The sequence below is a fragment of the Acidovorax sp. genome (assembly GCF_034519795.1).
In the GTDB taxonomy this organism is placed as follows: domain Bacteria; phylum Pseudomonadota; class Gammaproteobacteria; order Burkholderiales; family Burkholderiaceae_C; genus Acidovorax.
In genome coordinates, this window is sequence record NZ_JAXHOB010000012.1 from 88,378 (window position 1) to 100,662 (window position 12,285).

Sequence of the window (12,285 nt, forward strand, 5' to 3'; positions counted from 1 at the left end):
GGATTTTGTGCAGGTGGTACACGTGCGGCATGGCCTAGAACGCGTAGGTGAGCTTGAGGCGCCAGGTTCTGCCGTCCTGCGCCAGCGAATCCCCGTGGATCTCGAAGGACGCAGGGTCGGCAAACCGCCTGTCGAACAGGTTGTACACCCCGAAAGAGACATCCGTGCCCACCAGCCGGGTGGAATAGGTGAGATTGGCGACCGCATGGGCCGGCAGGCGCGAGGCCAGGGTGCTGCGTGCGCCGATGGCGATGGCTTCCACCCCGACGCGCCCTCGCCCCGAGGGGGAAGCGTCGGCACTGCCGATGGCGCTGGACCATTGCGCCTTCAGCAGGTGGCGGGGCGAATTGGCCAGGGTTTCCCGGGTCAGGGCGTCGCGCGCCCGTTGCCAGCTGTAGGCCAGTCGCAACCGGGCATCGGGGCCCAGGCGCTGTTCGAACTCAGCCTCCATGCCGTCAACGCCGACGTTGTTGGCGTTGCTGAACATGAGCCGGTCGACCTGCGGTGCATCGCCGATCGCCAGCAGGTGCGAGACACGCGACTGGAACACCGTGAGCAGTGCGCGCGATGCGCCCGATGGCGCGTGCTCCAGCACCAGTTCCGTGGTGCGGATGCGCTCGGAGCGCAGGCTGGACGTGCCCACCACCCCGCCGGGCGTTTCCACGCGGTAGTCGCGCTCGTAGGCGTTGGGCGGCCGGTATGCCGTGCCGTACAGCAGCTTGAGGGCCGTGGCAGGCCCCACCAGGTACACCAGTCCCAGGCGCGGGTGCAGGCTTCCCTTGCTGTCCGAATGCTTGCCCCAGCGCAACCCGGCGTGCAGCACCAGGTCGGGGCGCAGGGCGACCTCGTCCTGCAGGTAGACGCCCATGACGTCGCCGCTGCTGCTCGTGTCCAGGTAGTGCGCTTCGGGCGCCAGGTCCAGATTGCGCTGCGTGATGTCCAGATCGCGCCGGTAGTCCACGCCGAAGGAGATCTTGTGCCGCTGGAACGCCGTGCTCACCCACTGCAGCTCCGAGCCCACCCAGCGGCCGCGGCCGGTATCGCGGTTGGCGGTGACGGGCGGGTAGTCGTAGACATAGTCGCCCACATACCGGTATTGGCCGCCATGGACCCTTGCCGTGAAATGCAGGGAAGGGCTCCACGGGCCCGCGTATTCCGCCGCAAGGCGGGTGCTGGAATCGGCCACGCGGGATCGCCGGTCGTTGAACACCTGCGAAAAGGCCGCCGTGGGCAGGCCCTTGAGCCGTTCGCCGTGCGACAGGGACAGGGTCACGCCGCCGCGCCGCATCTTGGCGAAGAAGCTGCTGCTGCGGTCGTAGTCCAGGCCCTGCGCGATGCCCTGGTTCTGCGCGGGGGTATCGTAGGCGGGAAAGTAAAGGTCCTCGCCCCGGGTGGTGGAGCGCGAGGCGGAGACCAGCCAGTCACTGCCCTGCGCGTCCACCGTGCCCAGCGTGAAGCGCAGCCTGGCGTGGCCGTGGCTGCCCAGTTCGGTGCTGACCTGCGCGCCCTTGGGTTGCCGGCCTTCGCGCGTGATGATGTTGAGGACGCCGAAAAAGGCATTCGCGCCATAAACGGCCGCACTGGGGCCGGGCACGAATTCCACGCGCTCGATCAGGTCGATGTCGATGGGGAAATCCGTGCCCACCGGCGCCTGGTCGTACAGGTTGTCGTTGAACCGCACGCCATCGACCAGCAGCAGCACCCGGGTGTTGTAGTCCCCCGGTGTGGAAAAGCCGCGCATGCCCAGGTAGTGGTAGGACCGGTCGTAGGACACATACAGCCCGCGCATGCTGGCCAAAATCTCGGCCAGGTTGCGGTAGCCGAAGGTCCGGATGTCCTCGGCGGTCACGACGCTGACCGCGGCCGGGGCCTCGAGTGCGCTTTGCAGGTAGCGGCTCGCGGTGCGCACCTCCATCTGCATCAACTGCTCCAGCGGCAGCTGGGCGACATCGGCCTGGGCATGCGCCCTGGGTGCCAGGCAGACGGCCATGCAGATCCCGAGGGCAAGCCGACCGCGTCCTGCACATGAAAGGGTTTTTGTCATGGCATCTCTATCGTGGACATGTCTTGCCACCTCCGCAAGCTGCACCCGGTGGCCGTAACAGATGCTTGCATCCTACTCTTCCGGTGGCGGCCGGGGCCTGGGTTTACCTTAGTTCAGGATGGCCGCCACACCGCACCCGTTTTGGAGGAAATATACGCAATGCGTTTTCAATAAATGCTCATTGCGTATAATTTCGATCCATGAACAGCCAGCAAGATTTCCTGCGCGACGCGATGCGCCGCCTCAACCTGACGCGCGACGCGTTTTCCGACCGGCTGGGCGTGCGCCGGCGGGCGCTGGACACCTGGCTGCTGCCCGCCGACTCGGGCGAGGCGCGCAGCATGCCGGAGATGGTGGAAAAGTTCGTCTCCGAAATCCTGGCACACGAGGCACACGAGGCACGCGACACGGGGGCCGGGCCGGGCAGGGCGCCTGCAGCCAAGCCCCTGGCCCAGCGCATCGCGGCCGAGGGCCGGCCGCACCTGCTCTCGGTGTCTCAGTTCGACCGGGGCAGCCTCGAAGAACTGTTCCAGGTCGCCGACCTGATGCAGCCCATCGCCCGGCGCCAGAAGGTGTCGCGTGTGCTGGAGGGCGCTGTCCTGGGCAGCCTGTTCTTCGAGGCCAGCACGCGCACGCGGGTGAGCTTTGGCGCAGCGTTCTGCCGCCTGGGCGGCACGGTGTGCGACACCACGGGCTTCACTTTCTCGTCCATGGCCAAGGGCGAGTCGATCTATGACACCAGCCGCGTGATGGCCGGCTATGTCGATGCACTGGTGGTGCGCCACCCCGAGCAAGGGGCGGTGGCCGAGTTCGCGCGCGCCACCAACATCCCCGTGATCAATGCGGGCGACGGGCCGGGCGAACACCCGAGCCAGGCCATCCTGGACCTCTACACCATCCAGCGCGAGTTCTCGCGCCTGGGCAAGCTGGTCGATGGCACGCATGTGGCCATGGTGGGTGACCTCAAGTACGGGCGCACGGTGCATTCGCTGATCCGCCTGCTGTCACTCTACAAGGGGCTCAAGTTCAGCCTGGTGGCCCCGCCATCGCTGGAAATGCCGCCCTACCTGCTGGAGCTGGTGGCACGCAACGGCCATGTGATCGAACAGACGGCTTCGCTGGAGGAGGGGCTGCGCGGTGCCGACGTGGTCTATGCCACGCGCATCCAGAAGGAGCGCTTCGTGGGCGAAGCCATCGAGGGCTACACGCCCGAGTTCCAGGTGCGCAAGTCGCTGGTCGATGCATTGTGCAAGCCCGACACCATCCTCATGCACCCGCTGCCGCGCGATGGCCGGCCGGGCGCCAACGACCTCTCCACCGACCTCAACCACGACCCGCGCCTGGCCATCTTCCGCCAGACGGACAACGGCATCCCTGTGCGCATGGCGCTGTTCGCGGTGCTGATGGGGGTGGAGAACCAGGTGGCGCGCAGCATGCGCGATGCCGGCTGGCGCTCGCCATCCCACGTGGGGCCTGATGACGCCGTGTTCGACGGGCTGGACTGAGGGAAAACCCTTGCAGGCACTACACTCGCAGGCTCTTCTCCCGCGCGCCGCTGCCCTGTGAACTCCCCCGTTTTTGCCTCCCTGATCCCCGTCGTCCTGTTCATTGCCATCGGCTTTTTGTCGGGCAACCGGGGCTGGATCAGGGCGGGGTCGGTCAAGGACCTCTCCAACCTGGTGTTCATGGTGCTCACCCCAGCGCTGCTATTCAGAACCATGAGTTCGGTGCACCTGGGCGATGTGGACTTTGCCCCCATCGCCGCCTACTTCGCGGCGGCGGGGCTGGTGTTCGGCGGCACCATGGCGCTGCTGGGCTTCACCAGCCTGGCGGCGGCGCGGGCGCTGGCCAACATGTTCAGCAACACCGTGATGATCGGCGTGCCGCTGGTGGGCCTGGTGTTCGGCGAGGCGGGCCTGGTCACGCTGTTCACGCTGATATCCCTGCACGCGCTGATCCTGCTCACCGCTGCCACCGTGGTGTTCGAGCTGGCTGCGGCGCGTGAGCGGGCCGGTACACCGGGGCACGAAGGCCGCTCCATGCTGCGCACGGTGCTCATGGCGGTGCGCAACGGCATCGTGCACCCGATTCCCCTGCCCATCATCGCCGGCCTTTTGTATGCGCAGACGGGCCTGCCGATCCCGCTGGTCATCGACAAGCCGCTGGAACTGCTGGGCCAGGCCCTGGGGCCGGTGGCGTTGCTGCTGGTGGGCGTGACGCTGGCCTTCACCAAGGTGGGCACACATTTCCGCGCGGCCATGCGCATTGCGCTGGTCAAATGCCTGGTGCACCCGGTGGCCATGGCCGCGGTGGGCTGGGCCCTGGGCCTGTCGGGCATGCCGCTGGCGGTGATGGTGGTGGCCGCCTCGCTTCCGGTGGGCGCCAATGTGTTCCTGTTCTCGCAGCGCTACGAAGTGGCGCAGGACGAGGTGACGGCCAGCGTGGCCGTGTCGACGGCCCTCGCGCTGATCACCATGCCGTTGGTGATCATTTTGGTGACTCGTTTTCTGGTTTAGGGCGCCAGTCGTTCGCGCACCCAGTCCCTGCCGTCAAGCCGGTAGCGCAGCCGGTCGTGCAGGCGGCTCTTGCGGCCCTGCCAGAACTCCCACTGCTCGGGCTTCAGGCGGTAGCCGCCCCAGTGCGGCGGGCGTGGAGGCTTGAGCAGGAACTGCGCGCCATACTTGGCGGCGTTGGCCACCAGCACGCTGCGGCCGGGGATCACCTGGCTTTGCGGGCTGGCCCAGGCGCCGATGCGCGAGTCGAGCGGGCGGCTGGCAAAGTAGGCGTCGCTTTCCTCGTCGCTCACCTTTTCCACCATGCCCTCGATGCGCACCACGCGCTCGAGCTCCACCCAGTGGAACTGCAGTGCCGCAAACGGGTTGCCCGCGATCTGGCGGCCCTTGCGGCTCTCGTAATTGGTGAACCAGACGATGCCGCGCTCGTCGTAGCCCTTGATGAGCACGATGCGCGTGCTGGGGCGCAGGTCTCCGCCCACGGTGGCCAGGGTCATGGCATTGGGCTCGGGCACCTGGGCGGAAATGGCTTCCTTGAGCCATTGATCAAACTGCTGCAGGGGTGCAGCATGCGAGGCGTCTTCGTTGAGTTCGGCGCGCTCGTAGCTCTTGCGCAGATCGGCGATGGAGGTGGTCATGGCCACGATTGTGCATCCCCACCAGATGGGCCGCGCGGTGCCGGTTGTTGCCGAATAAAAATTCGCTTATATTGGCGAGGCGATGAAACCCAAAGACGATGAAAAGCAGCGCGCCATTGCGCAGGCCACCTTCGACCTGGTGGGCCAGACGGGCCTGAGCGGGCTCACCATGGCCCAGATCGCGCGCGCCGCGGGCATTGCCACGAGCACGCTGTATGTCTACTACCCATCCAAGGACGAGCTCATCAGCCAGCTCTACCAGGACGCCAAGACCGTCACTGCCGCCCGCATCATGGACGGCGTGGGGCCTGGCTTGCCGTACCGTGCCCGCGTGCGCCGCATCTGGGGCAACCTGTTGCGCCACCGGCTGGACCAGCATGCCGAGGTGGTGTTCCAGGAGCAGTACTACAACTCGCCCTGGTTCACCGAGGGCAACCGCGAGTTCTCCACGCGCCTGATGGCCGGGTTCTTCGCGCTGATGCAGGAGGGCCAGCAGCAGGAGATCCTGAAGGCCGTGCCGGTGCCGCTGCTCACGGCCAGCCTGATCGGGTCGGTGCGCGAAACCGCCGGCTTGATACGTACCGGTGTCCTGCCCGACGACGAGGCCCTGCACCAGACCGCCTTCAGCCTGTGCTGGGATGCGCTCAAAGCATGATCCGCCGATTTGCGCTTTAATCGAATCAATATTCTCTTAAAAATGCTGCGATTTCACCAGCCCCTGCTGCGCCCCGACCGACGGCGATGGCGCCGCTGGCCTGTCGCCCTGACATACCGCCGCTTTACCGTCTGCCTGCTTTCCCTCAAAAATACCCCCACGGAGAACCCACGATGCCCACCCTGAACATCAACGGCAAAGAAACGGCAGTGGATGCCGATGAATCCACCCCCATCCTCTGGGCCCTGCGCGACACGCTGGGCATGACCGGCACCAAGTTCGGTTGCGGCGCAGCGCTGTGCGGCGCCTGCACCGTGCACCTGAACGGGGCGCCGATCCGCTCGTGCATCACGCCGATCTCGGCGGCGGCGGGCCAGAAGATCACCACCATCGAAGCCATCGCGTCCAGCGACAAGGTGGGCAAGGCCGTGCATGCCGCCTGGGTCAGGCACGACGTGGCGCAGTGCGGCTACTGCCAGAGCGGCCAGATCATGAGCGCCACGGCCTTGCTCAAGGGCAAGAAGAAACCGAGCGACGCCGACATCGACACCGCCATGGCCGGCAACGTCTGCCGCTGTGGTACGTATGTGCGCATCCGCGCCGCGATCCACGACGCCGCCCGCACGCTGGCCTGAAGGAGAGAACACCATGCATTTCGACTCCCATGCCGTACAGGCCCACATGCCCCGGCACCTTGCCGCGCTGCTCGAAAAAGCGCAAGGCACCGATGAATCCACCGGCTCCGGTTCGTCAGAAGGCCTGGCGCGCCGCACCTTCCTCAAGGTGACGGCGGCCTCGGGCTTTGCGCTGGGCGCATTCCCCCTGGCGGCCGTGGCGCAGGGCGCCGCCGCGCCGGTTGCCGGCCTCAAGCCCTTCGAGCAACCGTCGGCCTTCGTGCGCATCGAGCCCGATGGCACGGTCACCGTCACCATCAACCGCCTGGACTTCGGCCAGGGCGTGCAGACCGGCCTGCCGATGATCCTGGCCGAGGAGCTCGATGCCGACTGGTCCAAGGTGCGCAGCACGCACGGCGATGCCAACGTGGCCTATGCCGATCCGACCATGGGCCTGCATCTCACAGGCGGTTCCAACTCCATCAAGAACTCCTACACCCAGTACCGCGAACTCGGTGCCCGTACCCGTGCCATGCTGGTGTCGGCGGCTGCAGCGCAGTGGGGCGTGGACGCCTCGGCCCTGCGCACGCAGAACGGCTTCGTCGTGGGGCCGGGCGGCAAGAAGCTCGGCTATGGCGAACTGGCCGAGGCCGCCATGAAGCTGCCCGTGCCCGAGAAGGTCACCCTGAAGGACCCCAAGCAGTTCCGCCTGATCGGCAAGCCCACGGGGCGGCTCGACGCCAAGGCCAAGTCCAGCGGGCTGCAGGACTATGGCATCGACGTGCGCCTGCCCGGCATGCTGACCGCCGTGGTGGCGCGCCCGCCGGTGTTTGCGGCCAAGCTCAAGTCGCTGGACGACTCGGCCGCCAAGGCCATCAAGGGTGTGAAGGCCGTTCTGCGCGTGCCCACCGACCGGGGTGGCGAAGGCGTGGCGGTGATCGCCGATGGCTACTGGGCGGCCAAGCAGGGCCGCGATGCGCTCAAGGTGGAATGGAACACGGACGCCGTGGAACGGCCCGACACCACGGCACTGCTGGCCAGCTACCGCGAGCTGGCGGCCAAGCCCGGGCTGGTCGCCATGCAGGCCGACACGGCCCCGCTGGCGGGCGCGCCGCACAGGATCAGCGCCGAATATGTGTTCCCCTACCTGGCGCACGCGCCCATGGAGCCGCTGAACTGCACCGTGCTGCTCAATGGCGACAAGGCCGAGCTGTGGATGGGCACGCAGATGCCGGGCTTGGATGCGGTGGCGGCCGCCAAGGCCCTGGGCCTGCAACCCCAGAACCTGAAAATCCACACGCAGATGGCGGGGGGCGGCTTCGGCCGCCGGGCCATTCCCTCCAGCGACTACGTGGTCGAGGCCTGCGGCGTGGCCAAGGCCGCGCGGGGCGCGGGCCTCACCGCGCCAGTGCGCACGCTGTGGAGCCGCGAGGACGACATCAAGGGCGGCTACTATCGCCCCATGCATGTGCACCGCGCGGAAATCGGCTTCGATGCCCAGGGCAACGTCCTCGCCTGGGACCACGTGATCGTGGGCCAGTCCATCGTCAAGGGCTCGCCCTTCGAGGGCTTCATGGTCAAGAACGGCATCGACGCCACGGCCATCGAGGGCATGAAGGAGCCCTATGATGTGCCCATGAAGCTCTCGGTGCACCATCCGCAGGTCAATGTGCCCGTGCTGTGGTGGCGCAGCGTGGGTTCCACCCACACCGCCTACGCCATGGAGACGCTGATCGATGAGGTCGCCCGCACCACCAAGCAGGACCCCGTGGCCTACCGCCTGCGCCTGATGGGCGACAAGCATCCGCGCCACAAGGCTGCGCTGCAGTTGGCGGTGGCCCAGTCGGGTTACGGCAAGAAGAAGCTGCCCGCCGGCCGCGCCTGGGGTGTGGCGGTGCACGAGTCGTTCGAATCCGTGGTGGCCTATGTGGTCGAGGCCTCCGTCAAGGACGGCACGCCCAAGCTGCACCGCATCACCGCCGGGGTGCACTGCAACCTGGTGGTCAATCCCAAGAGCGTGGAGGCCCAGGTGCAGGGCGGGGCGCTGATGGGTCTGTCGATGTGCCTGCCCGGTGGCGCCATCACCCTCAAGGACGGCGTGGTCGAGCAGAGCAATTTCGGCGACTTCGCGGTGCCGCGCATCACCGACATGCCCCAGGTGGCCGTGCACATCGTGCCCAGTGCCGACCCACCCAAGGGCATGGGCGAGCCCGGCCTGCCGCCGCTGGCGCCGGCATTCGCCAACGCCATTGCGCAGCTCACCGGCAAGACGCCGCGCGAGTTGCCCTTCAAGCTGGCGTGATGATGAAGAAGGTGGTGGTAGACCCGGACCCGTTGCCGTCCCCTGTGGTGCTGGTTCTGGCCTCGGGCCGGGGCGAGCGCTTTGCGGCCTCGGGTGGGGCCGTGCACAAGCTGAGTGCATTGCTGCGTGGCGTGCCGGTGCTGGAGCACACGCTGGCTGCCGTGCGCGAGAGCGGTTTGCCCTGGCACCTGGAAGACTCGGGCCACCCGGGCATGGGGGATTCGATTGCGGCGGCGGTGCGGGCCACGGCCACTGCACCCGGCTGGCTGGTGCTGCCGGCGGATCTGCCCCTGGTGCGGCCGGAAACCCTGCGCGGCATGGTAGGCGCGCTATACGGGTGCGCGGTGGCTGTGCCGGTGCACCGTGGCGCGCGCGGCCACCCGGTGGCTTTTTCTGCGCTGTGCCTGCCTGGGCTGCTGGCCCTGTCGGGCGAGCAGGGCGCCGCCAGCGTGGTGCACGAACAGAAGGAGCAGGGCAGGCTGCGGCTGGTGGAGGTGGATGACGAAGGCACGGTGACCGATGTGGACACCGTGAAGGACCTCGCCCGGGCCGAGCAGATCCTGGCGGGCCGGCTTACTTCGCTGTGATGACCGCGCAGGCCAGGCGCGGGCCGGCGTTGCCGGTGGGCTGGGTGGTGTAGTCGTCGGGGTCGCGGTGCACAATCAGGCCCTTGCCGACGATGTCGTTGGCGGTGCTGCCCACGCGAATGGAGCGCGACTCGAAGTTGATCTTGGCCACGCCACCGGCGTCGGCCTTGAGGCTGGGCAGGTCGCCCGTGTGGTGCGCGGCGCCGCCGTGGCTGCCATGCGGCTTGCCACCGGGGTTGAAGTGGCCGCCCGTGCTCATGCCGTCGCCGCTGGAGCAGTCGCCTTTTTCATGGACGTGAAAGCCGTGCTCGGCGCCGGGCTTGAGGCCGCGCACTTCGCCCATCACCTTGACCGTCTCGCCCGTCTGGGTGAAGGTCACCATGCCGGTGGTGGTGTTGCCGCGCGTGGATTCCAGCTTGGCCACGGCCGAAGGGCCAGACGACGAAAAGGCAGCGCAGCCCGCCAGGGAGGCAACGGCAACGGCCAGCAAGGCAAAACGAAGATTCTTCATGGTGATCGGCTCCTGAAAGAAGACAGAGAGAGGGCACACTGCCCCGGGGCTGGGGGCAGCGCAAGCTGCGAATGGTTCTTCGCACCTTCAAGGTGCACCACTATGCCTGCTTTTTGTCGGTAAGCGAAAGCAATCTTCCCAAAGAGCGGTCGTGGATGCCCATGCGGCGCAGCTCGTCGTAGGTGGCCTGGGCGTAGTCGCGCGTGGTGCCGAAGCGGCCGCAGGCCTGCTCGAAGATGCGCAGGTACTCCTGGTCGGGCAGCTCGCCCGTGTGGTTGGGGCTTTTGCGCGACAGGGTGAAAGCCAGCGCCTGCACGCTGCCATGGGGCGTGTGGCAGGTGAGCCAGCGGGGGTCATACACGCCGGTCATCATCTCGCGCTGCCACAGGTTGATCAGCACCTGGCGCGCGTGCGCCTTGTCCACGCGGAACACCATGCCCCGGCAACTGCCGCCCGAGAGCATGCCGAACACCAGGCCCGGGCACTCGGGCGTGCCGCGGTTGATGCGGCTCCACATCTTGAGCGCGCGGTGCCAGCCATGCACGCGCGCAGCACGGCGCTCGGCAAAGTCGAAATCGGGGCGCCAGATCAGGGAGCCGTAGCCGAACACCCACAGGTCCCTGTGGCCACCCCACTCGTGCAGGGCCCGCTCCAGCATGGGAGCAGGATCGCGCAGCGGTGCGGGAAGACTCGTCATGCCATCACTCTACAATGAAGCAGGTGCCCCAACCTGGCGCCCGACAACATCCACCACCATAGATAGAGACACAGGGAGACTTCATGTCCGGTAGTTCCGATAACGACAGCCAAGAACGTTTTGCACTCGGTTTTTTGTTCATCCTGATCGCCTTGATCATCTCCACCGCGGTCGGCACCGTGGTGGTCAAGCGCCTGGGCGCCGCGTCTGCCAGCAAGGCAGCGCCTGCGCCCACCACCGCTCTTGCAAACAACGCGCCAGCCGCCCCGGCCGCTGACACCGCCGCTGCAGCGGCAACTGCTGCCGATGCCCCCAGCGTGCGCGTGGACAACGGCGTCGTGAAGTTCTACTTCGCCAGCGCCAAGGCCGAGCTGGCCGCAGGCGCCAACAAAGCCCTGGCCGATGTCGTCAAGGGCGTGGCCGAAGGCAAGAAGGCCGTCGTCTCGGGCTTCCACGACGCCACGGGCGACGCCGCCGCCAATGCAGAGCTGGCCAAGCAGCGCGCCTACGCGGTGCGCGACGCGCTCAAGGGCCTGGGCGTGGCCGAGGACAAGATCGAGCTCAAGAAGCCAGAGGAAACCACGGCCAGCGGCAACAATGCCGAGGCGCGGCGTGTGGAAGTGGCGTTGGCTGCAGGCTGATCACGCTGGCACGCCCCGCGCTCCAGACTGGGGCGCGATGAACGCAGAAGCCCGGCAATGCCGGGCTTTTTCGTTGGGGCCGCAGGGCGGGGGGTCAGCGCAGGCCTGTGCCACCCGTGTCGTTCTTGCGCTCGATCAGCTCGATCTTGTACCCATCGGGGTCCGTCACAAACGCGATCACCGTGGTGCCGCCCTTCACAGGCCCCGCCTCGCGCGTCACGTTGCCGCCCGCAGCCTTGATCTTCTCGCAGGCTGCATAGGCATCCGGCACGCCCAGGGCGATGTGGCCATACGCCGTGCCCAGGTCATAGCTCTCGGTGCCCCAGTTGTAGGTCAGCTCGATCTCGGCCTGGTCGGGGTTGCCGCCGTCGAAGCCGAGAAAGGCCAGCGAGTATTTGTACTCGGGGTTTTCGGACTGGCGCAGCAGCTGCATGCCCAGCACCTGGGTGTAGAAATCAATCGAGCGCTGAAGGTTGCCAACGCGGAGCATCGTGTGGAGGAATCTCATGCCCTCGATTGTGCCGGTAGATCGAAAACCAGGCAGGTGGTGGTGGCGTGGGCGTACAGGGTGCCGTCGGGGCCCACCAGGCGTGCCTCGGCCGTGGCGAGCTGGCGCCCGCAGTGGATCACGCGGCCTTCGGCGCGCACGCGCGGCACCTTGGGGGTGATGGCCTTGACCAGGTTCACGCCCAGCTCGGCCGTGGTGTAGCCGCGCCCGGGCAGCATGCGGGTGTGTACGGCGCAGCCCAGGGCCGAGTCGAGCAGGGTGGCGAACCAGCCACCGTGTACCGTGCCCATGGGGTTCAGGTGCTCCACACCCGGTGTGCCCTGGAAGATGGCCACGCCTTCGCTGACCTCCACCAGGCGAAAGTCGAGGGCGCGTGCAATGGGCGGGTAGGGCAGTTCGCCGCGCAGCATGGCCTGCATCGTCTGCAGGCCGGTGAGGCCAGCCACCTGGTCGGGCCGTGCCACGCCGGGACCCACGCCGGCGTTCATGCGGGCCATCACCTCTTGCTCCAAGGCAAGCCATTGTTCGAGTTGGTTGTGCTGGGTCATGGAGGTCTCGTTCAGTTGAAGTGTTGC

Annotated in this window: 13 protein-coding genes; 7 read left to right on the forward strand and 6 right to left on the reverse strand. The window is 67.2% G+C overall.

Going from position 1 to position 12,285, the window contains the following annotated elements; translation table 11 throughout:
- Positions 1-34: 34 nt before the first annotated feature.
- Positions 35-1,990, reverse strand: coding sequence for a TonB-dependent receptor plug domain-containing protein (locus U5N23_RS13980; RefSeq protein WP_322593409.1), 1,956 nt, complete (start codon positions 1,988-1,990; stop codon positions 35-37).
- A 254-nt stretch (positions 1,991-2,244) separates the two neighbouring features.
- Between U5N23_RS13980 and U5N23_RS13985 the strand changes: the two genes are divergently transcribed.
- Both U5N23_RS13985 and U5N23_RS13990 read left to right on the forward strand, forming a co-directional pair.
- The gene (locus U5N23_RS13985; protein ID WP_322593410.1) at positions 2,245-3,549 is read left to right on the forward strand and encodes an aspartate carbamoyltransferase; all 1,305 of its coding nucleotides are present in this window, start codon (positions 2,245-2,247) and stop codon (positions 3,547-3,549) included.
- Positions 3,550-3,606: 57 nt separating this feature from the next.
- Positions 3,607-4,560 (forward strand): AEC family transporter, encoded by a 954-nt coding sequence (locus tag U5N23_RS13990; protein WP_322593411.1) that lies wholly within the window; start codon positions 3,607-3,609, stop codon positions 4,558-4,560.
- Here U5N23_RS13990 and pdxH read toward each other — a convergent pair.
- Positions 4,557-5,195 (reverse strand): pyridoxamine 5'-phosphate oxidase, encoded by a 639-nt coding sequence (gene pdxH, locus U5N23_RS13995; protein WP_322593412.1) that lies wholly within the window; start codon positions 5,193-5,195, stop codon positions 4,557-4,559. The genes U5N23_RS13990 and pdxH overlap by 4 nt on opposite strands.
- Positions 5,196-5,277: 82 nt before the next feature.
- Here pdxH and U5N23_RS14000 point away from each other — a divergent pair, with 82 nt between their 5' ends.
- The 4 genes from U5N23_RS14000 to U5N23_RS14015 all read left to right on the forward strand — a co-directional run bounded on the left by U5N23_RS14000 (position 5,278) and on the right by U5N23_RS14015 (position 9,353).
- Positions 5,278-5,850, forward strand: a complete 573-nt coding sequence (locus tag U5N23_RS14000; RefSeq protein ID WP_322593413.1) for a TetR/AcrR family transcriptional regulator — start codon at positions 5,278-5,280, stop codon at positions 5,848-5,850.
- A 173-nt stretch (positions 5,851-6,023) separates the two neighbouring features.
- Positions 6,024-6,485: a (2Fe-2S)-binding protein gene (locus U5N23_RS14005; protein WP_322593414.1), complete on the forward strand. Its 462-nt coding sequence runs from the start codon at positions 6,024-6,026 to the stop codon at positions 6,483-6,485.
- Between the two features lie 13 nt (positions 6,486-6,498).
- Positions 6,499-8,766, forward strand: coding sequence for a xanthine dehydrogenase family protein molybdopterin-binding subunit (locus U5N23_RS14010; RefSeq protein WP_322593415.1), 2,268 nt, complete (start codon positions 6,499-6,501; stop codon positions 8,764-8,766).
- A complete protein-coding gene (locus U5N23_RS14015) occupies positions 8,766-9,353 on the forward strand; it encodes a nucleotidyltransferase family protein (RefSeq protein WP_322593416.1) in 588 nt (195 codons plus the stop codon). The genes U5N23_RS14010 and U5N23_RS14015 overlap by 1 nt, the downstream gene beginning before the upstream one ends.
- Here the strand turns inward: U5N23_RS14015 and U5N23_RS14020 are convergent.
- Positions 9,340-9,864 carry a superoxide dismutase family protein gene (locus U5N23_RS14020; protein WP_322593417.1) on the reverse strand — a complete coding sequence of 175 codons (525 nt, stop codon included), beginning with the start codon at positions 9,862-9,864 and terminating at the stop codon, positions 9,340-9,342. The two genes, U5N23_RS14015 and U5N23_RS14020, sit on opposite strands and share 14 nt — an antisense overlap.
- A gap of 100 nt (positions 9,865-9,964) precedes the next feature.
- The gene (locus U5N23_RS14025; RefSeq protein WP_322593418.1) at positions 9,965-10,561 is read right to left on the reverse strand and encodes a gamma-glutamylcyclotransferase; all 597 of its coding nucleotides are present in this window, start codon (positions 10,559-10,561) and stop codon (positions 9,965-9,967) included.
- An 83-nt stretch (positions 10,562-10,644) separates the two neighbouring features.
- Between U5N23_RS14025 and U5N23_RS14030 the strand changes: the two genes are divergently transcribed.
- Positions 10,645-11,202: an OmpA family protein gene (locus U5N23_RS14030; protein WP_322593419.1), complete on the forward strand. Its 558-nt coding sequence runs from the start codon at positions 10,645-10,647 to the stop codon at positions 11,200-11,202.
- Positions 11,203-11,296: 94 nt separating this feature from the next.
- Here U5N23_RS14030 and gloA read toward each other — a convergent pair whose 3' ends face one another.
- Positions 11,297-11,710 (reverse strand): lactoylglutathione lyase, encoded by a 414-nt coding sequence (gene gloA / locus U5N23_RS14035; RefSeq protein ID WP_322593420.1) that lies wholly within the window; start codon positions 11,708-11,710, stop codon positions 11,297-11,299.
- On the reverse strand, positions 11,707-12,258 hold the full coding sequence (locus tag U5N23_RS14040; RefSeq protein ID WP_322593421.1) for a PaaI family thioesterase: 552 nt from the start codon (positions 12,256-12,258) through the stop codon (positions 11,707-11,709). The genes gloA and U5N23_RS14040 overlap by 4 nt, the downstream gene beginning before the upstream one ends.
- Positions 12,259-12,285 lie beyond the last annotated feature (27 nt).